The 26681-nt window shown below is 61.5% G+C and carries 28 protein-coding genes and 1 pseudogene; 12 read left to right on the forward strand and 17 right to left on the reverse strand.

Features of this window, described 5'->3' with window-relative positions; translation table 11 throughout:
• Positions 1 to 85: 85 nt before the first annotated feature.
• On the reverse strand, positions 86 to 1336 hold the full coding sequence (locus B5526_RS35885; RefSeq protein ID WP_079545938.1) for an MFS transporter: 1251 nt from the start codon (positions 1334 to 1336) through the stop codon (positions 86 to 88).
• A gap of 96 nt (positions 1337 to 1432) precedes the next feature.
• On the opposite strand from B5526_RS35885, the gene B5526_RS35890 reads away from it, so the two are divergent.
• Positions 1433 to 2026 (forward strand): CGNR zinc finger domain-containing protein, encoded by a 594-nt coding sequence (locus tag B5526_RS35890; RefSeq protein ID WP_079544347.1) that lies wholly within the window; start codon positions 1433 to 1435, stop codon positions 2024 to 2026.
• A 45-nt stretch (positions 2027 to 2071) separates the two neighbouring features.
• On the opposite strand, the gene B5526_RS35895 is transcribed toward B5526_RS35890, so the two are convergent.
• From B5526_RS35895 to B5526_RS35915, 5 genes are all read right to left on the reverse strand, one after another.
• Positions 2072 to 2365, reverse strand: a complete 294-nt coding sequence (locus B5526_RS35895; RefSeq protein ID WP_079544348.1) for a hypothetical protein — start codon at positions 2363 to 2365, stop codon at positions 2072 to 2074.
• A 109-nt stretch (positions 2366 to 2474) separates the two neighbouring features.
• Positions 2475 to 2972 (reverse strand): cyclic pyranopterin monophosphate synthase MoaC, encoded by a 498-nt coding sequence (moaC, locus tag B5526_RS35900; RefSeq protein ID WP_079544349.1) that lies wholly within the window; start codon positions 2970 to 2972, stop codon positions 2475 to 2477.
• Between the two features lie 3 nt (positions 2973 to 2975).
• Entirely contained in the window at positions 2976 to 3797 is an 822-nt protein-coding gene (gene trpC / locus B5526_RS35905) for an indole-3-glycerol phosphate synthase TrpC (protein ID WP_079544350.1), read from the reverse strand.
• Between the two features lie 16 nt (positions 3798 to 3813).
• Positions 3814 to 4827 carry an anthranilate phosphoribosyltransferase gene (gene trpD, locus B5526_RS35910; RefSeq protein WP_079544351.1) on the reverse strand — a complete coding sequence of 338 codons (1014 nt, stop codon included), beginning with the start codon at positions 4825 to 4827 and terminating at the stop codon, positions 3814 to 3816.
• Between the two features lie 177 nt (positions 4828 to 5004).
• The gene (locus B5526_RS35915) at positions 5005 to 6906 is read right to left on the reverse strand and encodes a peptidylprolyl isomerase (protein WP_079544352.1); all 1902 of its coding nucleotides are present in this window, start codon (positions 6904 to 6906) and stop codon (positions 5005 to 5007) included.
• Positions 6907 to 7149: 243 nt separating this feature from the next.
• On the opposite strand from B5526_RS35915, the gene tpiA reads away from it, so the two are divergent.
• From tpiA to B5526_RS35930, 3 genes are all read left to right on the forward strand, one after another.
• Complete coding sequence (gene tpiA, locus B5526_RS35920) at positions 7150 to 7908, forward strand: triose-phosphate isomerase (RefSeq protein ID WP_079544353.1); 759 nt, start codon at positions 7150 to 7152, stop codon at positions 7906 to 7908.
• Between the two features lie 128 nt (positions 7909 to 8036).
• On the forward strand, positions 8037 to 8429 hold the full coding sequence (gene secG, locus B5526_RS35925; protein ID WP_079544354.1) for a preprotein translocase subunit SecG: 393 nt from the start codon (positions 8037 to 8039) through the stop codon (positions 8427 to 8429).
• Positions 8430 to 8596: 167 nt separating this feature from the next.
• Positions 8597 to 10228, forward strand: a complete 1632-nt coding sequence (locus B5526_RS35930; protein WP_079544355.1) for a CTP synthase — start codon at positions 8597 to 8599, stop codon at positions 10226 to 10228.
• A 3-nt stretch (positions 10229 to 10231) separates the two neighbouring features.
• Here the strand turns inward: B5526_RS35930 and B5526_RS35935 are convergent, their stop codons facing one another.
• Entirely contained in the window at positions 10232 to 10507 is a 276-nt protein-coding gene (locus tag B5526_RS35935; RefSeq protein WP_079544356.1) for a BrnA antitoxin family protein, read from the reverse strand.
• Positions 10497 to 10730: pseudogene (locus tag B5526_RS35940) on the reverse strand (BrnT family toxin); the annotation flags it as partial. The pseudogene B5526_RS35940 and the gene B5526_RS35935, both read right to left, overlap by 11 nt.
• Before the next feature lie 145 nt (positions 10731 to 10875).
• On the opposite strand from B5526_RS35940, the gene B5526_RS35945 reads away from it, so the two are divergent.
• The 5 genes from B5526_RS35945 to B5526_RS35965 all read left to right on the forward strand — a co-directional run bounded on the left by B5526_RS35945 (position 10876) and on the right by B5526_RS35965 (position 14757).
• On the forward strand, positions 10876 to 11202 hold the full coding sequence (locus B5526_RS35945) for an NIPSNAP family protein (protein ID WP_079544358.1): 327 nt from the start codon (positions 10876 to 10878) through the stop codon (positions 11200 to 11202).
• A gap of 25 nt (positions 11203 to 11227) precedes the next feature.
• Entirely contained in the window at positions 11228 to 12103 is an 876-nt protein-coding gene (gene kdsA, locus B5526_RS35950; protein WP_079544359.1) for a 3-deoxy-8-phosphooctulonate synthase, read from the forward strand.
• Positions 12103 to 13335, forward strand: a complete 1233-nt coding sequence (locus B5526_RS35955) for an MFS transporter (RefSeq protein ID WP_079544360.1) — start codon at positions 12103 to 12105, stop codon at positions 13333 to 13335. Before kdsA ends, B5526_RS35955 begins: the two co-directional genes overlap by 1 nt.
• A gap of 25 nt (positions 13336 to 13360) precedes the next feature.
• Positions 13361 to 13792 carry a hypothetical protein gene (locus B5526_RS35960; protein WP_079544361.1) on the forward strand — a complete coding sequence of 144 codons (432 nt, stop codon included), beginning with the start codon at positions 13361 to 13363 and terminating at the stop codon, positions 13790 to 13792.
• A 116-nt stretch (positions 13793 to 13908) separates the two neighbouring features.
• A complete protein-coding gene (locus B5526_RS35965; protein WP_079545940.1) occupies positions 13909 to 14757 on the forward strand; it encodes an HD domain-containing protein in 849 nt (282 codons plus the stop codon).
• A 762-nt stretch (positions 14758 to 15519) separates the two neighbouring features.
• On the opposite strand, the gene B5526_RS35975 is transcribed toward B5526_RS35965, so the two are convergent.
• The 6 genes from B5526_RS35975 to queF all read right to left on the reverse strand — a co-directional run bounded on the left by B5526_RS35975 (position 15520) and on the right by queF (position 21053).
• Positions 15520 to 16464, reverse strand: a complete 945-nt coding sequence (locus B5526_RS35975; RefSeq protein WP_079544363.1) for a hypothetical protein — start codon at positions 16462 to 16464, stop codon at positions 15520 to 15522.
• 309 nt (positions 16465 to 16773) lie between these two features.
• A complete protein-coding gene (locus B5526_RS35980) occupies positions 16774 to 17001 on the reverse strand; it encodes a cysteine rich repeat-containing protein (protein WP_079544364.1) in 228 nt (75 codons plus the stop codon).
• A gap of 133 nt (positions 17002 to 17134) precedes the next feature.
• Positions 17135 to 17368 (reverse strand): hypothetical protein, encoded by a 234-nt coding sequence (locus tag B5526_RS35985; RefSeq protein WP_079545943.1) that lies wholly within the window; start codon positions 17366 to 17368, stop codon positions 17135 to 17137.
• Between the two features lie 458 nt (positions 17369 to 17826).
• Positions 17827 to 18987, reverse strand: a complete 1161-nt coding sequence (locus tag B5526_RS35990; protein WP_079544645.1) for an IS30 family transposase — start codon at positions 18985 to 18987, stop codon at positions 17827 to 17829.
• A 163-nt stretch (positions 18988 to 19150) separates the two neighbouring features.
• A complete protein-coding gene (locus B5526_RS35995) occupies positions 19151 to 20191 on the reverse strand; it encodes a Spy/CpxP family protein refolding chaperone (protein ID WP_244562148.1) in 1041 nt (346 codons plus the stop codon).
• A gap of 385 nt (positions 20192 to 20576) precedes the next feature.
• Positions 20577 to 21053 carry a preQ(1) synthase gene (gene queF / locus B5526_RS36000; protein WP_079544366.1) on the reverse strand — a complete coding sequence of 159 codons (477 nt, stop codon included), beginning with the start codon at positions 21051 to 21053 and terminating at the stop codon, positions 20577 to 20579.
• Between the two features lie 134 nt (positions 21054 to 21187).
• On the opposite strand from queF, the gene eno reads away from it, so the two are divergent.
• Positions 21188 to 22471 (forward strand): phosphopyruvate hydratase, encoded by a 1284-nt coding sequence (gene eno / locus B5526_RS36005; RefSeq protein ID WP_079544367.1) that lies wholly within the window; start codon positions 21188 to 21190, stop codon positions 22469 to 22471.
• 350 nt (positions 22472 to 22821) lie between these two features.
• On the opposite strand, the gene B5526_RS36010 is transcribed toward eno, so the two are convergent.
• Both B5526_RS36010 and B5526_RS36015 read right to left on the reverse strand, forming a co-directional pair.
• Positions 22822 to 23517, reverse strand: coding sequence for a hypothetical protein (locus tag B5526_RS36010; protein ID WP_079544368.1), 696 nt, complete (start codon positions 23515 to 23517; stop codon positions 22822 to 22824).
• 336 nt (positions 23518 to 23853) lie between these two features.
• Positions 23854 to 24270 carry a VOC family protein gene (locus B5526_RS36015; RefSeq protein WP_079544369.1) on the reverse strand — a complete coding sequence of 139 codons (417 nt, stop codon included), beginning with the start codon at positions 24268 to 24270 and terminating at the stop codon, positions 23854 to 23856.
• A 320-nt stretch (positions 24271 to 24590) separates the two neighbouring features.
• Between B5526_RS36015 and B5526_RS39835 the strand changes: the two genes are divergently transcribed.
• Both B5526_RS39835 and B5526_RS36025 read left to right on the forward strand, forming a co-directional pair.
• The gene (locus B5526_RS39835) at positions 24591 to 24824 is read left to right on the forward strand and encodes a BrnT family toxin (protein WP_433994674.1); all 234 of its coding nucleotides are present in this window, start codon (positions 24591 to 24593) and stop codon (positions 24822 to 24824) included.
• Positions 24781 to 25155, forward strand: a complete 375-nt coding sequence (locus B5526_RS36025) for a helix-turn-helix domain-containing protein (protein WP_349642754.1) — start codon at positions 24781 to 24783, stop codon at positions 25153 to 25155. Before B5526_RS39835 ends, B5526_RS36025 begins: the two co-directional genes overlap by 44 nt.
• A 536-nt stretch (positions 25156 to 25691) precedes the next feature.
• Here B5526_RS36025 and B5526_RS36035 read toward each other — a convergent pair.
• Complete coding sequence (locus B5526_RS36035; protein ID WP_079544373.1) at positions 25692 to 26576, reverse strand: alpha/beta hydrolase; 885 nt, start codon at positions 26574 to 26576, stop codon at positions 25692 to 25694.
• Positions 26577 to 26681: the final 105 nt, after the last annotated feature.

A 26681-nucleotide genomic window follows, 5' to 3' on the forward strand; every position in this document is an offset into this window, starting at 1 on the left:
AGGCATTGACGCCGGAAGCAGTTTCTCTCCCCCAGCCCAAGAGATAACTACTGCGCCGGAATGGAAGTGAGGTTAGGAATCGAGGTTAAGGGAGGGTTAACCGGTCCCTTGGTGCGGCGCTCGATGTCGCCGCGACGATGGCCGCGGCGACGATGTTGGCAGCGGCGCTAACGAGGATCGGGAGCGTGTAACTGTGGCTGAGGTCAAAGGCGAAGCCTGCGGCGCTCGGGCCGATCAGGGTGCCGAACGCCACGCTGGTGTAGAGTATTCCGATGAGGCCAGAGACATTGCGGCCGCCGAAATAGTCCATCACGACACTGGGAAGCACCGCGACCCAGCCGCCGTAGAACACTCCGTAGACGAAGGCGAAGGCGGCGAGCGAGGTAAGGTCGGTCGCGAACACCCAAATGGCCAGCGCAAACGCCATGCCGATGAACATCAACAACAGCGAAAGCCGGCGGCCAATCCGGTCGGCGAGGCCGCCGAGAAAGAAACGTCCGGCGGTAGAGCCTATGCCGATCACGCCGAGCAGCAACACGGCCGAGGCGGGGGCTATGCCGTGATCTTGCGCATAGGGTACGAGATGAACGAACGGCACGAACACTCCGAACGCGCAGATCAGGCAGGCGGCATACAGGCTGATAAAGCGCGGTGAGCGGATCGCCGCGCGCACCGACGCGCCTTCCACCAGGGCCGGCTGCGCGCCCGGTCGCGGTGGATCGCCGTCGGGACCGAGGCCGCGGCGGCGCGGGTCGTTCTCAATCAGGAGCGCAAGCCCGCCACCGACGCCGGCGGCGAGCGCCCCGAGCGCGAGATAAGCGCCGCGCCACCCCAATGTCGCGATCAAGAGGGAAGCCAGCGGCGGCATCACCAGCGTGCCGATGCCGATGCCGCTCACGGCAAGACCGGAGGCAAAGCCGCGGCGCCGGACGAACCATCGCTGCACCGCGCCGATCGCGGGCACATAGGCGCAGCCGACGCCTAGTCCGACACCCAGTCCGTAGGCCGCGTAGACCTCCGGCAGGCTGCGAGCCGCGCTCGCGGCTGCGAGCCCGAGGCCGGTCAGGAGCATGCCGGCGACGGCAAGCCGGCGCGAGCCAAAGCGGTCGGCGAGCGGGCCGCTGACGACCCCGAGGCCGAAATAGAGGAAACCGGCGAGCGAGAACACCAGCGATACCGAACCGCGCGAGGCGCCGAAATCGCGCTGCAGCGGTTCGACAAAGGCACTGAATGTGTAGGCAGAGCCGAAGCCCACAAAAGTGACCGCAAACGCGGCCAAGACGACGAACCAGCCGTAGAAAGTGCCCGGATGGCGCGATGCGGCCTCGCTGGTCATGACGTCCTCCATCGACTGTTCTTTGCAACACCAGTATAAAATCTATACAGGTGTTTCTTGCTGTCAACCAGTAAATGTGTTTTACTGGTGTCTGAGATGTCGAAGGAGTCGAAAAAATTCAAGGTTCCGGACGAGCTGGCAAATCTCTATGATTTCGCCAATTCGCTCGATGTCAGGCATTTCACGCATCATGGCGTGGCGCATCTGCAGGGCGACGAACTGGCCGGTCCGCGCCAGCTTGGCGCCTGGATGGCGCGGCGGGGGCTATTGTGGACAGGCGCCAAAATTATGCCCGCGATGTTCGACGTCGCGTTGCAACTGCGCGGCAGCGTGCGCGACTATCTGCAATGCGATCCCGCTGAACGGCGCCGGAACAAGGATGCCATTCGATCGCTGAACGATGCGCTAAAACTGTTTCCGCTCGCGGTGGAAGCGCGGCGCGATGGCGGCATGGTGCTACGGCCTGCGCGCCGCGATGCGCTGGCGGGGCTGTCGGCGATATCCGCCGAGCTTTACGACGGTTCCATCACGGGAACCCTGGATCGGCTGAAGATGTGCGCGGCCGAAGAATGCCGCCGTGTGTTCTTTGATCGCTCGAAGCCGGCGACGCGGCGGTGGTGCATGTCGACGCTGTGCGGCAACCGGATCAAGACCCGAGCCTATCGCGAGCGCCAGCGCGCTGCCGGCTAAAATCTCAGGCGGCAGCCTTTGCCGGCATTCGCAAGCTCTCGATCGCTACTGCGGGCGTGCCGAGGAGGAAACCGAGCGATGGGTCCTCGACCGTTTGCCGGCAACGCCGACGGTCTCCCCGGATGACCACGCCTGACTATTTTGCGCGGCGTTGCGACGATAATTCGGATCGCTATAGGGGTTGCCAGGGCCCTTGTTCTGGCAGTTCGCATTAGGGTAGTAGAACGCGCAATAAGCGGGCTCGGACATCGCCTGCTGGGCCAGCACTGGCGCTGAAAGCGTGGTCGCCGAGATGGCCACCGCGCCAATAAGTTTGAAGGTCGGCGTGAGAGTCGACATGGCGTTTTCTCCGCGTTCGATTCTGCGCTGAGAGCACGAACAGAATAACACCGGCGCTGGTGCACTCTTCCATTCGGATTGATCACGCCGCCGTGAGAGCGGAGGCTCCTCAGGCGCGGTAATGCCCGGACTTGCCGCCCTTCTTTTCGACCAGATGGATGCCATCGATGCGGACGCCGCGCTCGACCGCCTTGATCATGTCATAGATCGTGAGGCACGCGACCGCGACCGCGGTCAGCGCCTCCATCTCGACGCCGGTCGGGCCGGTGACTTTCACGCTGGCGCGGACCACGCAGCCGGGCAGTTTCTTGTCGGGCGTGATGTCCAGCGTGACCTTCGACAGCGCGAGCGGATGGCAGAGCGGTATCAGGTCCGAGGTCCGCTTCGCCGCCATGATGCCGGCGAGCCGCGCGGTGCCGAGCACGTCGCCCTTCTTGGCATCGCCGGAGACGATCAATTCGAACGTCGCCTTGCTCATGACGACGCGGCCTTCGGCGACTGCGAGGCGTTCGGTCGCGGGTTTGGCGGACACATCGACCATCCGCGCTTCGCCTTTGGTGTCGATGTGGGTGAGGGCGGGGCCGTCCTGGGAGGCTTTGCGCGCCATGCGTCAGCGCGTTCCCGTCGCCCGCGGCGCATCGCTTCGTGCGAGCAGCGCGCGGGTCGCCGCTGCGACGTCGGCCTGCCGCATCAGGCTTTCGCCGACCAGGAACGTCGACATGCCGAGCCGCTCAAGCCGCGCCAGATCGGCGGGTGTGAAGATGCCGCTCTCGCCGACCATCAGCCGATCCCGGGGGATCAGCGGCGCCAGCGCCTCGCTGGTCGCAAGGGCGGTCTCGAAGGTCCGCAAATTGCGGTTGTTGACGCCGATCATCGGCGAGCGAAGTTTTAGCGCGCGATCGAGCTCGGCATGGTCGTGGATCTCGATCAGCACATCCATGCCATGGGCGATCGCCGTGTCCTCGATATCCTTGGCCGCGCCATCGGCGAGCGCCGCCATGATGATCAGGATGCAGTCGGCGCCGTGGGCGCGGGCCTCGACCACCTGATAGGTGTCGTAGATGAAATCCTTGCGCAGCACCGGCAAATTTGTCGCCGCCCGCGCCGCCACCATGAAATCGAGATGGCCCTGGAACGACGGCGTATCGGTCAGCACCGAAAGACAGGCCGCGCCCCCGGCTTCATAGGCCTTGGCGAGCGCCGGCGGATCGAAGTCGGCGCGAATGAGGCCCTTCGACGGCGAGGCTTTTTTCACCTCGGCGATCAGGGCATATTCGCCCCGGCCGAGCTTGTCGCGGATCGCCCGGACAAAACCACGCGGCGCGGGGGCCGTTTTCGCCAGCGCCTCAACGCTTGCCGGCGGATGAGTGCGCTTGGCGGCAGCGATTTCCTCGCGCTTGTAAGCCTCGATCTTGGTCAGGATGTCGGACATCGCAAAGTGCCTCAGGTCAGCCGTTGGAGACCGCGATCAGGTGCTTCAGCCGCGCGGCCGCAGCCCCTGAGTCGAGCGATTTTGTGCCCATCGCGACACCGTCCTTCAAGCTCTTAGCGCGGCCGGCCACGATCAGCGCGGCCGCGGCGTTCAACAGTGCGACATCGCGAAAGGGGCTCGGCTTGCCATCGAGCACGCCTTGCAGCGCGACCGCATTGGCGTCGGCGTCGCCGCCCTTCAGCGCATCGCCACCGACGCGCGCGAGGCCGGCTTCCTCCGGCGTCACCTCGAAGGTGCTGATATCGCCGTTCTCGAGCGCCGCCACGAAGGTCGGACCGGTGAGGGTGATTTCATCGAGGCCATCGGAGCCATGCACCACCCAGGCCTTTTCGGCGCCGAGATTCTTGAGCACCTGCGCCAGGGGCTGCACCCATTGCCGCGAGAATACACCGACCATCTGCCGTTTCACACCGGCTGGATTGGACAAGGGGCCCAACAGATTGAAGATCGTGCGGGTCGCAAGCTCGACCCGGGTCGGGCCGACATTCTTCATCGCCGGATGGTGCGAGGGCGCGAACATGAAACCGATGCCGGCTTCGTGCACGCAGCGGCCGACATGCTCCGGCTTGATGTCGATCTTGACCCCGAGCGAAGACAGCACGTCGGCTGCGCCCGAGCGCGACGACAGCGCGCGATTGCCGTGCTTGGCGACGGGGACGCCTGCGCCCGCCACGATGAAGGAAGCGCAAGTCGAGACGTTGACCGAGCCGGAACCGTCGCCGCCGGTGCCGACCACGTCGACGGCGTCCGCGGGCGCTTTTACGCGCAACATCTTGCTGCGCATCGCCGATACCGCGCCGGTGATCTCATCGACGGTTTCGCCGCGGACGCGCAACGCCATCAATAGGCCGCCCATCTGCGAGGGCGTGGCCTCGCCCGACATCATGCTGTCGAAGGCGGATGCCGCCTCGTCGCGCGACAGGGTCGCACCGGTCGCGACTTTTCCGATGATAGATTTGAGGTCGTCCATCGCGTGCTTTCAAAATCGAGGCCTCATGGTGCGGAGGCGCTCTTGCGGCGTCTCGAACCATGAGGATGCACATCCTTCGAGACGCGGCCAAGAGGCCGCTCCTCCAGCGATAACGGCGAAGCCGTTACGCAGGGATGAGGGAAGGGTTGTGATGGGCGGCGGACCTTCATGTGATGCTCAATTATTCGCACCCGTCACCTGCGCGAGGGCGGCCTGATTGACCGACGTGCCGATGTCGGATTCGAGCTTGGTGACGTATTGCGCGACCTGTTCGTCGGTCAGCCCGCGCTCCAGCGTCTCCTTTAGCTTCTTCATGTCCTCGGACGCGAGGTCGACCGGCGGCACCGTGATATCGGTGACGCGGAACACGATCCACTCGCTCGCGCCGGATCCCTGGGCTTGCCCAGCGCCGTCCTTGGCGGTGCGGAACGCCGCCGAGACCACGCTGGTCGGCAGGCCGGGCGGCGAGGCGTCACGCCGGAAGCTCGCAGCGGTTTCGACCTTCAACCCGTTAGCCGCCGCTTCGTCGGCGAGCTTGCCGCCCTGGTCGAGCTTCTGAACCATATCGGTGGCCTTGGCCTTCAACCGGCTCATGATCTGGTCGTCCCGCCATCTCGTCTCGACCTGGTCCTTGACCTCCTCAAGGCTGCGCTCCCGCGAGGGGGTGATGCCGACAACATCATACCAGACATAGCCGCCATTGAACGAAATCGGGTCGTTGTCGACGCCGACGTCGCTGTTGAAGGCCTGCGAGACGACATCGAGGCCGCGGGGAATGTTGGCCACCGGCTGGCCGTTGGGCTGACGGCCGGAGCGGTCGACGGCCTCGATGGTGACCGCGGCGAGCTTCAGTTTCTGCGCGGCCTCGATGACGCTGGCGCCACCGCCGCGCTCGTCCTCCATCTTGTCGCGCAATTCGCCGACTAGTTTGCGCGCCCGTTCGGCGGCAATTTCCTTCTTCAGGTTGGCGGCGACGCTTTCATAGGACGGTTCGACACCCGGCTCGATCTTGCCGATCTTGACGATCGCTACGCCGAACTGGCCCGGTACCGGCTGGCTCACCTCGCCGGAGGGCAGCGCAAACGCCGCGTCCGCAATCGCGCTATCGATGATGCCCGATTTGGCGACCATGCCGAGATTGATGTCGGAGGCACTCAGGCCGCGCTCCTTGGCGAGATCCTCGAACGAGGTTCCGGACGCGATGCGGCTTCGGGCCGTCGCGGCTTCCTCGGCGTTCGGGAACACGATTTGCGACACCTCGCGCTTTTCCGGCGTGCCGAGCCGGTCGCGGCGCTGCTCGAACAGTTTCTTGGCGTCCTCGTCGGACACTTCCGACCATTTGCCGATCTCTTCCGGCGTGATCGCGACAAAGGCGATCTTGCGATATTCGGGGGCGCGGAACTGGAGCTTGTGGTCGTCGAAATAGCCCGCCAGCGTCTCCGGCGACGGCGGATCGATGGTTCCCGCCTGCGCGGCGTCCAGCTTGACGTATTCGATCGAGCGCTGCTCGTTTTGGAAGCGGCTCAACGCCTCGATCATCGTTTTCGGCGGCGCGAGGCCGGCCGAGATGGTGCCGGCGATCTGACGGCGCAGCGAGACCCGCCGCTGATCGGCGACATAACGCGGCTCGCTATAGCCGAATTGCCGGATCACGGCCTGGAAACGGTTCGGATCGAAATTGCCGTTCACGCCCTTGAAATTCGGATCGTTGAAAATCATGCGCTGGGTCTCGGCGTCCGACTGCCCGAGGCCGAGCCGCCGCGCCTGCTCGTCAAGGGCGGCTTCCGCAATGGTTTGCTGCAGCACCTGGCGGTCGAAGCCGAAGGCACGCGCCTGATCCGCGGTCAGCGGGCGGCCGAATTGACGGCCGACCTGCTGCAGCTTGTCGTTGTAGAGCTGGCGGAATTCATTGATCGAGATCTCGGTGCTGCCGACGGTTGCGAGCCTCGACTGACCGAAATTCTTGAAGATGTCGGCGATGCCCCAAATGCCAAAACTGACGATTAAAACGCCCATCACCACGGCCATGATGGTTTTGCCGAGCCAGTTTGATGAGGCTTTACGCATTCCTCGAAGCATGGGTCCAACTTGTTGGCAGGAGGGAACCGGGTCGCGCCCAGGGGAATTCGGTATCGAATTCCGCAACAGGGCGTCGCCGGCTTGATAAAGCATCATAAAGTGGCAGCCGCCTCGTCGCAACCTTGGCGGGGAGGACGAATTGAAGCGGACGGCCGGGCTGTTGCAGGCAGGGTATCTGGAACTCGCTGCCGTCCTCTGCTAGCGCAGGCGTGAGCCAGGTATTCCGCAAGGGGTGATCCCGACATGAGCAACGCCATCCGGCCGCTGATTGCCGGCAACTGGAAAATGAACGGCCTGAAATCCTCTTTGGGTGAATTCGAGGCCATGCTTGCCGGCGCCGCCGCCGTCGCGGCCAAAGCCGATCTCTTGGTTTGCCCGCCGGCGACGCTGATCGCGGCATTCGCGGAGAAGGCGCGGGGGTCAAAAGCCCTTGGCGTCGGCGCGCAGGATTGCCACCCAAAACCGTCCGGCGCCCATACCGGCGATATTTCGGCCGAAATGCTCGGCGATGCCGGTGCCCGCGCCATCATTGTCGGCCATTCCGAGCGGCGCGCCGATCACGGCGAGACCGACGCGCTGGTTCGCCAGAAGGCGGAAGCGGTTTGGCGGGCCGGCCTTACCGCGATCGTCTGCATCGGCGAAACCCAAAAGCAGCGCGATGCCGGGCAAACGCTCGAAATCTGCGGCAGCCAGCTCAGCGCCTCGCTGCCGGATGGGGCCACGGAGAAGAACCTCGTGGTGGCCTATGAGCCGGTCTGGGCGATCGGCACGGGCCTGACGCCGACGGCTGGAGATGTCGAGCAAGTTCATCGCTTTGTCAGGGAACTCCTGATAGAGCGATTTAAGGGGGAGGGGGCTAAAATCCGCATCCTCTATGGCGGCTCGGTAAAACCCTCGAACGCCGCCGAATTGATGGCAGTTGCGAACGTCAACGGCGCGCTGGTTGGCGGCGCCAGCCTGAAAGCGGCCGATTTCCTTGCGATTGCGCGCGGTTGTCCCTAACTAACGCCTGACCGGCGTGGGGGTGACAATGCCCCATCCAATCGTGTAACACCGCGCCACTTCAAACCCCGCAAACCCGTCAGAGCAGCCGACGCCCGGCGCCTTTGGTTTGTGACGGAAGGTTAGAGATGCAGACTGTCGTTATCATAATTCACCTGATGATCGTTGCGACCCTGATCGCGACCGTGCTGCTGCAGAAATCCGAAGGCGGCGGCCTCGGCATCGGCGGCGGCGCCGGCTTCATGTCGAGCCGCGGCACCGCGAATTTGCTGACGCGCGCGACGGCAATTCTGGCGGTGGGTTTCTTCGCCACCAGCCTGTTCCTGTCGTGGTGGGCAAGCTATGGCCATAAGCCGACTTCTATTCTGGGTACGCCGGCCTCGCAGTCCCAGCCGGCAGGACCGGCGACGCCGGTTACACCGCCGACCTCGGGCGGCATCCTGGATTCGCTGAAGAAAACCGACGAACAGCAGCAGAACCAGCAGGCGCCATCAGGCCCGCAGGCACCGCGCTCGCAATAAAGCAGGGGCGCCATGCAAGAGAGTGGCTACTGTCTTGCATCAGAAGTTCCCATCAATACCCTGATATCGCTTTAAATTTCACGTCACCCACAGCTCCAGGGAATGTTGGCTTCGGCCAAGCGATTCGCTTTGGCGAATCGGCCCCGTGGCCTTAAAGGTTAAGTCCCATGGCGCGGTATATCTTCATCACCGGCGGCGTGGTTTCCTCGCTCGGAAAGGGGCTGGCTTCAGCGGCACTTGGTGCGCTGTTGCAGGCGCGCGGCTACAAGGTCCGGCTCCGCAAGCTCGACCCCTATCTCAATCTCGACCCCGGAACGATGTCGCCGTACCAGCACGGCGAAGTGTTCGTGACCGATGACGGCGCCGAGACCGATCTCGACCTCGGCCATTACGAGCGCTTTACCGGGCGGCCGGCCAGCAAAGCCGACAACATCACGACGGGGCGCATCTATCAGGACATCCTGACAAAGGAGCGGCGCGGCGACTATCTCGGCGCCACCATCCAGGTGATCCCGCACGTCACCAACGCGATCAAGGATTTCATCCTCGACAGCAATGACGAATTCGACTTCGTGCTGTGCGAGATCGGCGGCACCGTCGGCGATATCGAGGGCCTGCCGTTCTTCGAGGCGATCCGCCAGATCAAGAACGATCTGCCGCGCGACCACGCCATCTACATTCATCTGACGCTGTTGCCGTTCATTCCGAGCGCCGGCGAACTCAAGACAAAGCCGACCCAGCATTCGGTCAAGGAACTGCGCTCGATCGGCATCCAGCCGGATATCCTATTGTGCCGCACCGACCGGCCGATCCCCAAGGAGGAGCGGCGCAAGCTCGGACTATTTTGCAACGTGCGCGAAAGTGCTGTCATCGAGGCGCGCGACGTCGACAACATCTATGCCGTGCCGGAGGCCTATCATGCCGCTGGCCTCGACGACGAGGTGCTGGCCGCGTTCGGCATCGCGCCCAAAATTCCGCCGGCGCTGCAGAGCTGGAACGTCATCAACGAGCGCATCCGCAATCCCGAGGGCGCGGTGACGATTGCCATCGTTGGCAAATACACCGGCATGAAGGACGCCTACAAATCGCTGATCGAGGCACTGTCGCATGGCGGGATCGCCAACAAAGTAAAAGTCAATCTCGACTGGATCGAGAGCGAAGTGTTCGAGAACGAAGACCCCGCGCCTTTCCTCGAGCACGTCAACGGCATCCTGGTGCCCGGCGGTTTTGGTCAGCGCGGCGCCGAGGGCAAGATCCGCGCGGCGCAGTTCGCCAGGGAGCGCGACGTGCCCTATTTCGGCATCTGCTTCGGCATGCAGATGGCGGTGATCGAGGCGGCGCGCAACCTGGTCGGCATCGAGGCTGCGAATTCCACCGAGTTCGGCCCGACGCAAGAGCCGCTGGTCGGCCTGATGACGGAGTGGCTGCGCGGCAACGAATTGGAGAAGCGCACAAAATCCGGCGATCTCGGCGGCACCATGCGGCTCGGCGCCTACCCTGCGGTGCTCAAGCGCGGCAGCCGGGTGTCGGAAGTCTATGGCGGCGCCACCGAGATTTCCGAGCGCCACCGCCACCGCTACGAGGTCAATACCGCCTACAAGGACCGGCTCGAACAGCACGGCCTGAGATTTTCCGGCATGTCACCTGACGGGGTGCTGCCGGAGATCGTCGAATATGACGACCATCCCTGGTTCATCGGGGTGCAATTCCATCCCGAACTGAAATCGCGGCCGTTTGAACCGCATCCCCTGTTTGCGTCGTTCGTGCAGGCGGCGGTGGTGCAGTCGAGATTGGTTTAGAGCCTATCCAGCCTTGATCTTGGCGATCTTGCGCAGCGCGTCGTCGATCCGCGATTGCCAGCCCGGGCCTTTGGCCTTGAAATGCGAAATGACCTCGGGGCTCAGCCTGATCGACACAGCAACTTTCGTTGGCGCTTTTTGCGGCCCGCGCGTCTTCTTGAACTGAGCGAGCAACTCCGATGGAAGGACCTCCGCAGGAGGCCTTGCCCTGGCGAAATCTTCTTTGGTCCATTCCGGATTGTCGTCGTCGAAAATTGGCTCTTTCGACTTACGAGACATAGCGCCTCATCTCCTTTGTGTGTGCGCGTCGAAGGCTTATTGGCCGCACCTGTCCATTTCGCGTGGTGAAGGCCAGGCAATATGCGATGCCGTCAATGTAGCCGTAAGCGCGGTAGCGGACCTCACCGTAGTCGTAGCGGTCGTCTACAAACGCCACCTTGATATCGAGATCGATCCAGCGTGAGAGGGATACGCCGTGCTTTGAGCGATTAATGGCCTCCTTGTCCGGATCGAAGTCAGCCGTTTATCGTATATACGATTTGCTAAGCTTTGGTCAAGCCGAGACAGAGGTGCCATGTGATGATCGCCTCAAGACAGCTATCCGTCCAGCGGCTATAAGCGCCCGCGAAGCAATCAGGGAGGAACCCATGATCTATGAAATGCGCGTCTACCGCTGTATTCCCGGCCGTCTGCCGGCACTCTTGAAACGCTTCGAAACCATCACGCTGAAAATCTGGGAGAAGCACGGCATCCGCCAGGCCGGTTTCTTCACCACGCTGATCGGCGAATCCAATCAGGAGCTGACTTATTTCCTGGCATGGGAATCGCTTGCCGATCGCGACAAGAAATGGACCGCATTTCAGGCCGATCCGGAGTGGATCGACGCACGTGCCAAAACCGAAGCCGACGGCCAGATCGTGGGCAACATCGTCAGCCAGTTACTGGTGCCCACCGCATTCTCGGCGGTGAAGTGACCACGGCCAACAAGGAAAGAGGCTTTTGAGCACCGCCAACGCAGCTGCGCCGATCGTGACGGCTGGCTCGGTCAAATTCGGCAATGATTTGCCGATCTCGATCATCGCCGGCCCGTGCCAGCTCGAGAGCCGCTCCCATGCGCTCGAAGTGGCTTCGGCGCTGAAGGAGATCGCGGGCCGGCTCGGAATAGGGCTCGTCTACAAGACCTCGTTCGACAAGGCCAACCGCACCAGCGCCTCCGCTGCCCGCGGCATCGGCTTGAAGCAGGCGCTGCCGATCTTTGCCGAGATCAGGTCCTCGCTTGGCATGCCCGTGCTGACCGATGTCCACGAGGCCGCGCAATGCACGGAGGTTGCGCAGGCCGTCGACGTGCTGCAGATCCCGGCCTTCCTGTGCCGGCAGACCGATCTTTTGCTGGCCGCGGCCGCGACCGGCAAAACCGTCAATGTCAAGAAAGGCCAGTTCCTGGCACCCTGGGACATGGCCAATGTCGTCGCCAAGATCACCGGCGCCGGCAACGAAAACGTCCTGGTGACCGAGCGTGGCGCCTCGTTCGGCTACAACACGCTGGTGTCGGACATGCGCGCGTTGCCGATCCTCGCCCGCACCACCGGCGCGCCGGTGATTTTCGACGCCACCCATTCGGTGCAGCAGCCGGGCGGCAAGGGCGCCTCATCGGGCGGCGAGCGCGAATTCGTCCCCGTGCTGGCGCGCGCCGCTGTCGCGGTCGGCGTTGCCGGCGTGTTCATCGAGACCCATCCAGATCCCGATCGCGCGCCGTCGGACGGCCCCAACATGGTGCCGCTCGCCGAGTTCGAGGGCCTGGTGCGGACGCTGATGGCGTTCGACGCCCTTGCCAAAAATCTTCAAAAGCATCCCACGAAGAATGTAGCGCGTTGATGCCGCAAACAGGAGTGCGGCCGCACGATCAGCGCATGCCGCCGGCCATCAACATCATCGCACTTACGACCTTTGCGGCGAGCCTGTCGGCACGCGCGCTCGATCCGGTGCTTCCCCATGTCGCCGACGAGTTCGGCGTCAGCATCGCCACCGCGGCAAGCTTCTCGGCCGTGTTCGCCTTCACCTTCGCGATCGTCCAGCCCGCGCTTGGTGCGGCCGCCGATCTGTTCGGCAAGGCGCGGCTGATGATCGTGTGCCTGGTGCTGCTGGGCCTAGCGAACATCCTCGGCGCGCTGTCGACATCCTTTCCGCTGTTGTTCGCGACCCGAATTCTCGCCGGTATAGGCTCCGGCGGCGTCTTTCCAGTTGCGCTCGGCCTGACCAGCGATCTCGTGGCTCCGGAAAAGCGCCAGGTCGCGATCAGCCGGACCCTGGCGGGCTCGATGACGGGCAATCTGTTGGGCGCGTCCGCCTCCGGCGTGATCGGCGATTTCACGGGCTGGCGCGGGGTGCTGGCGGTGCTCGGGCTCCTCGCGATCGTGGCGTCGGTTGCCGTGGCCGCCGGCTTTCGCGGTGCTGCGTTGAAGCGGGCTCCCCGGACCAATCTGTCGACGCTCAGGCACGGTTATCGCACCATTTTCTCCAATCCGAATGCGCTGTGTTACGGCGCGGTGTTCGTCGAGGGATGCTGCGTGCTCGGGTTGTTTCCGTTTCTCGCCTCGTTCCTGTTCGAACTCGGCGAAACCAGCCTGTCGATCGCGGGGATTGTGATCGCCGGATTTGCCGTCGGCGGCCTGTTCTATACGCTGACGGTTTCCCGCTTCCTGCCTTTGCTTGGCGTCAAGGGCATGATGATCGCGGGTGCCTCGCTGGTCGGCGTGCAACTCGCGGTCACCGCGTTGGGGCTGGGATGGAAGGTTCAGGCGATCTCGCTTTTGTTCATGGGCTGGGGATTTTACACCATCCATGGCTGCCTGCAGGTGTTTGCCAGCGAACTCTCGGTCGAAGCCCGCGCCACCGCGCTGTCGTTGCACTCGTTCTTCTTCTACATGGGCCAGACCGTGGGTCCGATCGCCTACGGGTTCGGCATCCAACATGTCGGCAAGAGTTCAACCTTGCTGACGGCGGCAGCCGTGATGGTTGCACTTGGGCTCGCCTGCGCGCGGCTGCTGCGGCAGACGAGAGCGGCGGATACGGTATCTTCCAAACCGCAGGAAAAAGGCCTAACCTGAACGTAGCAATCCGTGGGTTACGGCGATGCGATCCCGCGTGAGAAAATTTGCCCATGTCCTCGAACGCATTGGGCTTGCGATGGCCGGGGCGGCAAGCGGATTGTTTGTCGCCGTCCATGTGGGGTCGAGTATCGCAGCGCTCACGTCCCAGGGTTTTCTCGTCATCATGATGATCGGTGGTGCGGTCGGATTTTACCTTGGCATCGATACTCCGCCTCTCTCGTTTCATGCACCGGATAGAGAGCATTCAGTCAATTCGGGCGGCAAGATCGATGCTGCGGAGTTCTTGAGCGCCGTCGGTACATTTCTCGCCGCGTTGACGGCTTTTGTATCGGTCAGCGTGATTGTGCTTCGTGAAAATCTGCAGATCTTTTGGACGATCATGATCATGCTGGGATGGGTGGTTGGTGTTGCAATGCAAATCGTTGCCGGAGCCATCGCCCGCTTTCGTGGGTGATCTGTCGACCGCGACGATTGGACAGATTGGCTGACCAAACGCTTTACTGGACAAGTGATTGTAGACAATGCGGTAATGAACAGATTGGCGGCGGCTGCCTCAGGCGGAGAATGTCGATGAAAACCATCACGGCGTCGGCGGCTCGAAGACTCGGAAAATATCTCGCCAACGACTTCCGTGAAATCTTTGGTTCAAAATACGACGAATCGGCAGAGCGTCTCGGCTCACTGGCGCGGATCACCATCGAGTGCATCGGTCGAAGCGACGCGCTGTATCACAATTTCGAACATACATGGCTGGTCACCATGGTCGGCCGCGACATTTTGCAAGGCTTGACGATGTCGCGTCGGATCGAGCCTTCCGACTACCTTCATCTCATCCTCGCCTGCCTGTTTCATGACATCGGCTATGTTCGCGGCGCGTTGAGCGGCGACACGGACGACGAATTTGTCGTGAACGACAAGGGAGACCGGATCACATTGCCTCGTGGCGCGTCGGATGCTTCGCTTACGCCGTACCACGTGGACCGGTCGAAGCTGTTTGCGATCGAGCGGCTTAGAAAAACTCCCTGGATAGATACCGAGCGAATTGCGGAAGCAATCGAACATACGCGCTTCCCACCTTCGCCCGAGAGAAAGGCCACGGACGCGGGTACGCTGCCCCGCCTGGTCCAGGCGGCCGACCTGATCGGGCAGCTCGGCGATCCCATGTACGCCAAGAAGGTGAACGCGCTGTTCTATGAATTCGAGGAAATCGGCATGAACCGGCAGCTCGGCTATTCGTCGCCCGCCGATCTCGTCGACAAATATCCGGAATTCTTCTGGAACTCGGTCTCGATGCATCTCGACGAGGGCATCAAATATCTGAGCCTGACCGTTTCCGGCCGGCAGTGGATCGCCAACCTGCATCACCACGTGTTGTGCGCGGAAAATGCCCAGCGCCTGATGGGCCCGCAGCTGACGTAGCTTGCGAGGCTGGGTTCGTTTGCCCTCAGTCCAGGATGTTCGCTCGGTTCGCTGTGCGGGCGATGCCCGCGTGAAGCACCGATACGGACCAAGTACCGAACTCGTGACGGTGCGACCCCCCGACCTCGCGATGCGTTGATACGACGTGAGGAAATGTTTTCTTTTAGCGGACCAATCGCTTCACCATTTCCATAGTGAACCCAAAACGCCGTCAGCTTGCTTCGGGAGAAATTAAAATGAAAAAGCTTTCACTTTGCGCAACGGCAACATGCTTTTTTGTTGCCCTGGCGAGTACCGCACACGCGCGATCGGCCTACGATGGCTCCTGGGACCTCGCCTTCGTGACGCAACGCGGCGCATGCGACCCTGCCTACAACTTCACTGTCAATATCTCTAACGGAGTTGTGACGCATCCTAATCTCGTTAGGTTCAGGGGATACGTCGCAAGATCCGGCGCGGTTCGCGCTTCGGTGACCGTTCAAGACAAATACGCCTCGGGCTCAGGCAGACTCTCCAGCACCTCTGGCCGCGGGACATGGAGCGGCTACGCAGGAAATGCGCGATGCTCGGGCTACTGGACCGCGCAACGAAATTGAAATCTCTACAAAAAAACGGGAGTTATTTGAACCCGAGATTCAAACCGCAGGCTTTTGGCCAGCCTCCTCGCAATCTCGATGTGATGCTCGCTTTCACTGGCGCAAGTCCAGGCCTGGCCAGCAGCTGACGTAAGCCATCAGCTCCGGACGCGACAGAGCCTTCGCCCTATCGTCCCATGGCAGCGGCCAGCAGCGCCTGCGCCTGCTTTGTTGCCTCGGCAAACGATGGCTGCTGTGTCGCACGCCGGCTGAAGCAGCGGCTGTACGCGTTTTCACCCTGTTGGCGCAGGTCGCCCGACTTCTTGGCGTCGCCAGCCTCGGCCCTCTTGTTGTATTCAGCCCGCATCGCAATACAGGCCGGAATCTGCATGTTGGGCTCGATTGATCCATAGGCGATATACACCTTGCCGTTCGCGAGCGCGGCAACGAACACCTCATCTGCCGCGTCGGGAATGGTGTCCTGGGTTCGGCCTGCCAACGTTGCATAGGCAAATGTGGCGGAGGCCGGCTTGGTAATCGGCAGAGAGTTGAAGTTCACCACCGCAGACCCGCCCGCGGCCGCAATCGCCTGGGTATAGAAACTTTCGTCCTTGAGGGCTGCGCCGATCTGTTGCGGCACGTTCTTGCTGTCCTTGCCCCACCAGTCCTTGTGGGCGCGCAGCCAGCGCACGAGCAGCGTCTGCGTCGTGACGACGATACGGGCCTTGGGCTCGACATACTTGCCGTCGGCGCCGTTCTCACCAGCCTTCTCTCCGGTCTTGCCAACATTGGCGTCGAACCGCAGACTATCGAGCATGCCAAAACCTTCATCCCCCTTGTAGAGGGTTTCGAGATTGAGCGTTGCTGGTCCGAAGCCCGGGCGAGCAGCTTCGCCCAGAATCTCGCTCAATTGCGCCTGGAGATCGGTGCGCGCAGCGTCCTCAGCCTTTTGCGCCGTGTCATCGAACTTTCCGGCGTCGTATTCTTTCGAGAATTTCTGGATCGCCTTATCCCGCGCAGCGATGTAGCGATCCTCAAGCGACGGAGTGAGGGGTGCTGCGGCAGCTTTTGAGAGCATCGAACAACAAACGGTCGCCAGAAGTCCGAAGATGATGGGTAAGGTCTTGTGCATGTGAGGTGGTCGTTCGCGCGGGCGGCTAGGTTCAAGGCGAAGCTTGCCCGAGCCGGGGAGTTAACGACAACGAAAAAAGAGGGCATTCGCGTCACTTTGACCGTGTGCCGATGATTTCCGGTCTACCCCTGATAAGCGGATATCCTCGGGTTCAGCCGGCATGTCTCAAAGGTGCCAGACTCGGACATCAGGCCACTTCACTCGATCACCACGTCGGCGCTGCCGAGCAGTAGGGCCGGAACTCGACATCTGGAAGACGCCGAAGGGCGATCAAATTATTTGGCCGATTAGATGGCAAATCTTCGTCTGCTACATGCCATGGCTTTGAAACACCTGTCGACAAGCGGCGCTTAACTTATTTCGGTGTTGCTGGAGGCATTGCTGGACAGCGCCATCGTCCCCTAGTTGCTTTCGGCAAAAGCGGGAAGCATCGCGCGAGCAAGCCTGCTGCTCTTGTTTTGTGCCCGCGTGGCCTTGAGCGAGAGCAAAGGAAAGCTGGAAAAACAGTAGGACGAGCGTCAATAGCGATCTTAGCATTTAGATAGCTCTCTCAGATTATGCGCTGAAAGAACGAAGCTCAACGCCGTTGGGCTTCGTTCTTAGCGTCAGTGTAAATGGCCGATCAGGTACACGCCGGGGACCGGCATGTTTTCCTCCTGGGTGATTTTTCTTACTGCGAAGTACAGACCTTAACGGTCTTCATCCCGGTTTCCGCTTCAGTCCGAGTCTTGTAGACAGTGCCGGATGGGCTCACGACGGTCATCGACGACTCGGTCGGTTTCTTGTCGACGATGGTGCATTTCTTTGTCTTGGCGTCCTGCACGACATAGAACTCATCGGCTGCGAAAGCCGGAGCAGCGAAGGACGCAACCAAAGCCGCTGCAGCAACTAGCTTAATTTTCATTGTCATCTCCTCCAGTTCTCGTACCCACGAGGAATTTTCCTTGTGGGACAACGCATCGAAACCTTAGCGGCCGTTATTTGAATGACATCAGAACGGGAGATTTAGCTTGCGTTCATCGCCGTGCGGCCAGATCATTGGCTATCCGGAATCTCAAGCCACCAACCTGCCCCTCGTTCTGAGAGCCCGACCCAAATAGGTATCAGGGTCTTGCGAGGCGCCGAGAAAGCAGCCGCGCGCTAGCAATCAGGAACTAGGCTTCCGCGCTGGGGATGGATGCTGCCTCGAAGTCTCTGGTGAGGCGACGGGTTGCGGCCGAAACATGCGAATGTGCGCTCGACGACCCAGCGTCGAGGCTCTGCCCTTATCCGGGCGAACTCAGACTGGTCCCAATGTCCGAGTTGGGGTCACAAGCTGAAGTCTGAGCCTTTAATCGCGATGTCGGCTTTGCCCCTGCCGGCTCAACCGGTCGACGCAACACAGGCGCTAAATCTCTCTGCTGGGGTTTCAAATTGCAAGGTCTCACGTGGTCGTTCGTTTAGCTGACGAGCCACTTTGTTCAGGTAGGCTTGTGAGTGCACCGACAAGTCGGTGCCCTTCGGAAAGTACTGTCTCAGCAGGCCATTGGTGTTCTCGTTCGACCCGCGCTGCCACGGGCTTTGCGGATCGCAAAAATATACGTCGATTTTGGTCGCCAACGTAAAGCGACGATGATCCGTAAGTTCCTTTCCCCGATCCCAGGTCAGGGACTTATACAGCTCCTTTGGTAGCTTCTTCGCCTGCTTGATGAGCGCGGTGACGACCGTTCGGGTGTCCTTACCGGCCACCTTGGCCAACATCACGTAGCGCGTATGACGCTCGACCAAGGTCGCGATGTAGCTGTTGTTCGGCCCGGACAGCAGATCGCCTTCCCAATGGCCAGGCACCGCTCGATCTTCAACCGCCGCCGGTCGCTGGCGGATTGAGACGATATCCTTGATATGCCCCCGTCTATCGCCATCCGGATCGACCGGCTTGGAGCGACGCATCGAGCGCTTCGATCGAAGATGACTAAGCAGCTCTTTCTTGAGCACGCCACGGGTTTGTACAAATAAGCTGCGGTAGATCGTCTCGTGTGACACCTGATTACACTCGTCTTCAGGATGCGTTCTCTTCAGCCAGCCGGCTATCTGCTCGGGTGACCAATCCAATCTGAGCTTCCCCGCGACAGCTCGCCGTAGCCGCGGACTGCTCGCCAATTTACAGCATTTTGGACGACGAGCTCGCGCCCAGGCATTCTCGTCCGCAAGCGTCGCTCGGTAGCGATCATAGCCGCCATTGCGGCTCATTTCCCGGCTCACCGTCGAGGGTGAGCGGCCAAGCAACTTGGCGATCGATCGGGCCGATCGATGTGCCGTAACACCTCTGGAAATCACCTCGCGTTCCGCGAGCGTCAATGCCAGCCTGGAGCGACGCCGCTCGGCAGGACGAATCCCACCATGCGGAGCCACCAAAAAATAGATCGACGATGACTGCTTACCAAAAGCGCGTCCGATCGCCTTTAGCGACTCCCCGCGCTTCCAGCGATCCCATAACTCCGTTTTCTCTGCCGCAGTAAACCCTCTATGAAATTTGTGAGCCATCAAACCACACTCCATCTCTCCTTTAAGATAAAGTGTTGCGTCAACCGGTTGAGACCACCCCCCAAGATCGGACACCGCGCGACGCATCCACGACAGCATCGGCGATCGCTCGCATCCAAATTGCGGGTCCGATCACCCCTGCGGCGATGGCACGGATCGGAAATTACGCCGTTCGTTTTTGTCCGATCGCCTCGAACTGCGCCTTCTGCTCGTCGCTCAGCGTCGCATAGAAGCCCTCGAGCGCGGCGCTCACCAGATGGACCGCCCGCTGCATGGCATCGAGCCGCCCCTCCGCTGCGTCAAGGCGAGTGGGTAGTGTGATCGCGTCTTTCGGCTGGCATGCACTGTTCAGGATGTCGAAAGCCCCGGCGTTGGCGTCCTGCAGCACTTTAAGAGCAGCGCGTTGCGCGTCGTTCGGATGCAGCCTGGCCTCGATCTCGTCCGCCGGCCATCGCAACGCGGTTGGCTGCGCCGCGCCGCAACCTTGGGCAGGCGCTTCCGTGGCCCCGTTTGCGGCGGATATCTTGTGCCGATCTTCGGCGAGTGCATTGAGCCGTGCTTCCTGCTCGTCATCCAGCACGTCATAGAATTTATCCAGCGGCTGCTGCACGGCTAACTCTGCCTGGATCATCGCCCCGATGCGCTGCTGCATCACGGCCAATCGGTCCGGTGCTGTGAACGCCGTCTGGGTCGGACACGACGCCCGGATCATCTGGGCGGCCGAGATCAATGCGTTGGCAAGATCGTCCAAAGCGGCCCGCTGCGCCTCATTGTTCGGCTGTATCGCCTGCTGAAGCTGATCGATGAGGCCGGCAATTTCGCGGCTGTCATCGCCACAGAGCTGCTGTAGCTGAGGGACTCTGCGATGTCTTCGGCCGGACGGGCTCGGTTCGGTATAGGCGGCGAGATCACCATGGCCGTAAGGCGCGAAGATCGCGGCATAGATGTCAGGATAACCGTAGTCCCAGAAGCCGATGCCGTCACCCCAGATGGCGTAGTCGTAGATATCGTAAATGGCGAATGGCCAGAATAGCGGCCCGACCCAGCCATATCCGCCGTCGCCATGTCGCCACCACCCGTTCGCGGTGCGGCCGCCATGCCAGCCGGCCAGCGCTGCAGCCGCGACGATCTGCCGGCGCACCGCCGGGTCGGTAAGCCCGGAATCAATGGCGTTGCGGATGTCTTGCGGTCTGAGGGCAGCCATTCGGACATGGCCGTGACGAGCAAAAGCACGAGCGTGATGTAATCCCCCGAGCGACAATACGCGGGCTACTGCAAATCTTGCGACCCCAACGGGACCGATGACAAGACGCACTCCGGCCAGGGCCGCACTTGACAGCAGGGTTGCCAGAACGACAACGGCAATTCCAATGCGGGTCTTCGACATGGCACCCTCCCGCGCCAAGCCCTATCGGGTTACTTTGGATGACGAGATGACGCCGAGAGGGACCGAAAGTTCCCTGCATTTGTCATGCAGACCAAGACATCGCGCTGAAAGCCAGAGGCAATCAGATCGCAACGCGCGCTTTGTTGCCGCAGCACCGCATGCTGGTTCAGAACGTCTTCGCGACTTGCATCCCAATTGCCGATCACCCCCGCCCGCGATAGGGCGCGACGCCCTGATCCGGAATCCACATGCCCTTCGGCAGTTTGCCGGTCTGCCAGAATACGTCGATCGGAATGCCGCCGCGCGGATACCAGTAGCCGCCGATGCGCAGCCATTTCGGCTTGATTTCGTCCGCGATCCGTTTGCCGATCATCACCGTGCAATCCTCGTGGAACGCGCCGTGATTGCGAAAACTCGCGACATAGAGTTTTAGCGATTTTGACTCGAGCAGCCATTTCCCCGGCACATAGTCGATGACGAGGTGCGCAAAGTCCGGCTGGCCGGTAACCGGACATATCGAGGTGAATTCCGGCACGGCGAAGCGCACCACGTAGTTGGTGTCTGTTCGCGGATTGGGCACGCAGTCGATTTGGGCTTCTTCGGGCGTCTTGGGCCATTCGACGGCGCGACCGAGCTGCAGGACTTTCGATTTCGACGATTTGGGGGGCGTTTTCAACATGGTGTTTCTCCGGTGGCGCGTTATTAGACAATTCGCACCAAGACGTCACGGGCATCGCGGCCTTTTCCGCGCCAAAACCTTGCTGTAGAAGCAGCGCCAACCCTTAAGTTCCGGCATTTTCCAAAGAGGCACCCATGACCGCCATCGTCGACATCATCGGCCGCGAAATTCTCGATAGCCGCGGCAATCCGACCGTCGAGGTCGATGTGGTGCTGGAAGACGGCTCGGTCGGGCGGGCGGCGGTGCCGTCGGGCGCCTCCACCGGCGCGCATGAGGCGGTCGAACTGCGCGACGGCGACAAGGCGCGCTACCTCGGCAAGGGCGTGCAGAGGGCGGTCGCCGCCGTGAACGGCGAGATATTGGAAGCCTTAAGCGATATGGACGTCGAGCAGCAGGTTCAGATCGACCAGGTCATGATCGATCTCGACGGCACGCCGAACAAGAGTCGTTTAGGCGCCAATGCCATCCTCGGCGTCTCGCTCGCCTGCGCCAAGGCCGCAGCCGAGTCCTTCGACATGCCGCTCTATCGTTATGTCGGCGGCACCTCGGCACGGACGCTGCCGGTGCCGATGATGAACATCATCAACGGCGGCGTGCATGCGGACAACCCGATCGACTTCCAGGAATTCATGATCATGCCGGTCGGCGCCAAGACCTTTGCGGAAGCGCTACGCTGCGGCTCGGAAATCTTCCACACCTTGAGGTCGGAACTGAAAAAGGCCGGCCACAACACCAATGTCGGCGACGAGGGCGGCTTTGCGCCGAACCTGCCGTCGGCCGATGCCGCGCTCGAGTTCGTGATGGCCGCGATCGGCAAGGCCGGCTACAAGGCCGGTGACGACGTTATGCTGGCGCTGGATTGCGCGGCCACCGAATTCTTCAAGGACGGCAATTACGTCTATGGCGGCGAGAACAAGACCCGCACGCGTTCCGAGCAGGCGAAATATCTCGCCGATCTCGCATCGCGCTATCCGATCGTCTCGATCGAGGACGGCATGTCCGAAGACGACATGGACGGTTGGAAGGAACTGACCGATTTGATCGGCGGCAAATGCCAATTGGTCGGCGACGATCTGTTCGTCACCAACGTGACGCGGCTTGCCGACGGCATCAGAGGCGGCCGCGCCAATTCCATCCTGGTCAAGGTCAACCAGATCGGCACGCTGACGGAAACGCTTGATGCCATCGAGATGGCCTACAAGGCCGCCTACACGGCCGTGATGTCGCACCGTTCCGGCGAGACCGAGGATTCCACCATCGCCGACCTCGCGGTTGCGACCAACTGCGGCCAGATCAAAACCGGCTCGCTGGCGCGCTCGGATCGCACCGCCAAGTACAACCAGCTCTTGCGGATCGAGCAGCAGCTCGGCAGCCAGGCGAAATATGCGGGGAAGGCGGCGCTGCGGGCGCTGCGGTAAGGCGGTTCTGTTGGCTCGAGAGCTGGTAGTTCGAATCTAACAGGGGGCGCCATTTGCTAACCGTCGGCCAACCAGCAGCAATCCGCACCCGCAGTTGCGACGTCCCCGTGAGCGGTAGAGCCGGCTTAGGACGGCTATCTTGACTAGCATCGCAAATGACCGATTGCCGAAGTAGCAGGGGCCGGAGCTCGCGAAACGCCAGCGCGTTCGCTTGCGATCGCCGCGCCGGCAAGAGGTTGTCACGACGCGAACCAATGCCAACCATGCCTCTCAATATCTGGACAGGTCGTAGGTCGTCTGGTTAGCGATAGGATAGCCGAAATGCGAAGCTCTCTGTGGTGAGAACATACTTATGTGGCCCCGCTAACGTGAGAAATCCGAGTCAATATTGCGATCCTATACTCATTGGATTTTTCTGATACCCAAATCTGCTTGCGGACAGAATTTACGTTTAAGAAGAACTCGCCGTAAGGCCAGCCATGCTTGTCGGGGAGCACAACCTTCATTCGTGCGGTGAAGCGGCCCTCGTCAGGGATGACAATTCCCCGCAACATAATTAGCTCACAGATCACTGCGGTCTTTTCGGGCAAGGCTGGATGAGCCAACGGCTCATAGCCGAAACATCGCTCAAGCTTGCGGAGCACCTGAGTAGTACGTTCGCCATGTGAGACTAGCGCCAACTCTCGTGTCGGATGGCCACGAGGAATGATCCATTCCTGACGTTCTTTCAAGATCGGGCCTCGACGTCCCTTCTCCCAAACCTCAACGGCATCCGTATTTCCGCCATCGGACAATCCGAGAACAAGACCGAACCCTGCCAAGCTGCCGGCTGAATTAGTTGTGGCATCGATCCAAAGCTGCTTGTCCCATCTCCATTCCGCGATATCGAACACGTACGCTTCAGAACCTGGGATAAAATCCTCGGGGTCGCCCGCGGGATCGGTTCCGCCCACCCAACGCGCTCCTTTGGGCAATTCTCCGTAAAGTCCCTCCGGTGTCGGCCCATGCGTTGGTGGCTTGGGCTTCAGCCAATCGAACAATCCCATCCCGCGTCTCCGGAAACTACGTAAATCGGCAACGTCTCCTAGTCAGAGCACACGCAATTCTCGCGTGCAAGTTGCGTCGCCGTGTTGAGGCTCTCCAGTATCTTCCGCCGGCCGGAATCCCTGCCTACCAGAACCGTCCAGCTCTCACTGCGTCTCAGCGCAGTGTCCTAGGCAACCCCAGCGCATGCTCGTCGTTCTGATAGCGTTCCCGGTGTGATCCTCATAGCGCCATGGCGAAACAATATTGCCCATCTTCATCGGCCGTGGCGCGCCATTCTACGCCAGAGCACGCCACGACGCGCTGGAGCAATCCGCCTCTTGGCGCGGCGTCGTCGGCTAAGGACTGGTTTCGCAGCCGTGCGTCGACTTGCGCTGGATCAGGTCCCAACAGTTGCCACAGAGATCCTCGAAAACCGCGACGACGCCATAGGCCTCATGCCGTGGCTCCTCAACGAACCGCACGCCGGCTGCGATCATGCGCGCATGATCGCGATCGAAATCATCCGTCTCTAGGAACAGGAAGACCCGCCCCCCGGTCTGGTCACCGATGCGCGCCACTTGGGCCGGACCGTCAGCCCGCGCCAATAGCAGGCCGGAGCCGGCACCGCCCGGTGGGCGCACGACCACCCAACGCTTGCCGCCGCCGAGCGGCGTGTCCTCGCAGAGCTCGAAATCCAGGGCGCCGGTGAAGAAGGCGATCGCCTCGTCATAGTCCGCGACCACGAGGCTGACGAGGGAAAGATGCTGATTCATCGCTCATACCAAGCCGAATGCGACAAGCTGGCCGTCAAGTCGCGGGGTGGCGCAACTTTACCAACAGGAGCGCGTGGCGGGCTGCCGTATCATAGCGCCACGGCGAAGCAATAGTGCCCATCTTCATCGACCGCGGCGCGCCATTCTACGCCACAGCACGCTACGGCGGCCGACTGCCTCCGTTCCCGATCAATTCACGCCAGAGCACCTCGTGAACGCGCCCCAGTTACTTGCGGGCACTACCGGTATCCGGTACTGTCGTATGTGTGCAATATGAATGGGACAATGGCAAAGCCGCCGAGAACCTTCGTAAGCATGGCGTGGATTTTGCGGATGCGATTGCTGCCCTCGAAGATGCGAACCGGTTAGAAGAAATCGACACGCGGTTCGAGTACAGCGAGGAGCGAATTCAAGTCATCGGAATGGCTCGCGGCGGTGTCCTGTTCGTGATCGTTACACTGCGTGGCGAAGATAGTTGCAGGATCATATCGGCCCGAAAGGCCACACGACATGAGCAAGACCGGTACTACGCGGGTGACCATGAAACCTGGTGATACATTGCCTCGGGGCGACACCGATTGGGCACGGCTCGATGCCATGACCGACGAGGAGATCGTGGCCGCTGCGCTATCCGACCCCGACGCCCAGCCGCTCACTCCGGAACAACTGTCCAGGATGCGCCGGGTGTCGCGCGTAAAGGTGCTGCGGCAACGCCTCGGCATGACGCAGATGCAATTTGCTGACGCATTTCACCTGCCGATCACCACGCTGCGCGATTGGGAGCAACATCGAAGCACGCCCGATGCGCCGGCGCGGGCGCTGCTGTTGGCAATCGAACGTGACCCGGAAGTCATGCGGCGGTTACTGGCGGAAGCGGTAGCGTAGCGTTTCGGATTCCCTCGCGTCTCGGCGGATCACATCATAGCGCCACAGCGAAGCAATAGTGTCCATCTTCATCGACCGTGGCGCCTTATTTAACGCCGTATGAGCCAAGATCGGTTGTGCTCCACGGCTCGGGTAGATCGGACTGCTTGCAGTATCTAAAGGACGCCTTCCCATAAGGGGTCATGCGCATAAATTCGGTGCGACTGGGAACAGCATACGTTGTGGTGAGAGCTGTCCATGGGCCACCGCGTCCCTGCGTATCCCTGCAATGTTCCGTGATCTGGAAGGAGCCATCGGCGAGTTTTTGGATCGCGGGTTTTCGGCATTCGAGATGTGCATTCCCGAAAGAAATGCCATTAAAGAGCGTTATCGTGGCGTTCGACGCCTGCTGACAAGGGGTGTCGCTCCGGACGTAATAGCCCCTTTCTACCGGCACCGAGTCCGCCCGTGCCGCCGTTGCTGCGCTCAGTATCGTAGCCACCGCCAACATCGCCATATTTCTCATTCTTGAGCTTCCTGACTCGCCTGAAAACACTCTAGAGATGCCGGCGGATGAATTCGCCGGCAATCTCGAGCGCGCGCCGGCCGGGCTCGAGATGCGCATTCCACATCGGCCAGGCGTGGATCATGTCCGGCCAAATCTGAAGTGTAACGGCAACGTTGGCGCTTCCCGCAGCCGCGGCAAAACGTGTGGAATCCTCGAGCAAGGTTTCGCATGCGCCGACCTGGATCAGCGTCGGCGGAAAACCCTTCAGGTCCGCATAGAGCGGCGAGACGCGCGGATCCTGCAGGTCGATCTCGGCCGGCAGATAGGCCTCGACCAGTTCGGCCAGATACGGCTTGTGAATGATGGGGTCGACGGCATCCTTGGTGGCAAGCGTCGAACCCGACAGCGTCAGATCGGTCCAGGGCGAGAGCAGCCACGCACAGCCGGGGATGGGTTCGCCGGCCTCGCGCAGGCGGTTGATCAGCGCCACCGTCAGGCCGCCGCCGGCGCTGTCGCCGCCGACCACGACATGTTCGGCCGCAATTCCTGATTTCCGCAGAAAATTCCATGCCGAGAGCGCATCCTCCAGCGCGGCGGGGAAGGGGTGTTCGGGCGCCAGCCGATATTCGATCGCAAGCGTTCGCACTTTGGCCGCGCGGCCGGCTTCGGTGACCAATCTGCGATGGCTGAGGATCGAGCCCGAGCAATAGCCGCCGCCGTGAAAATACAACAGCGCGCTGGAAGCTTCGCTGCCGGGCGCCATCGACCATTCGCCCGCTAGTCCCCCGATATTGACTTGCTCACATGCGATGTCGCTGGCCGCGGGCCATGCCGAGCCGACTTCCTCGATGCGCTGCCGGCCCGCCCGCCAGCCCACCGGGCGCGGTTTTGAGCTTAACAGCGCGCGGACCGCGTCGATCTCGCTTTGGCTCATGGTCAAATTCCCTAGGCGATGCGCGCAAACATAGCGCGAGCGAGCGGTCTCTCGCAAAGGCGGACAGCAAAACAAACGAAATTGTGTCAGGCGATCAGGCTTGCG

It is taken from the genome of Bradyrhizobium lablabi, assembly GCF_900141755.1.
Classification (GTDB): Bacteria; Pseudomonadota; Alphaproteobacteria; order Rhizobiales; family Xanthobacteraceae; genus Bradyrhizobium; species Bradyrhizobium lablabi_A.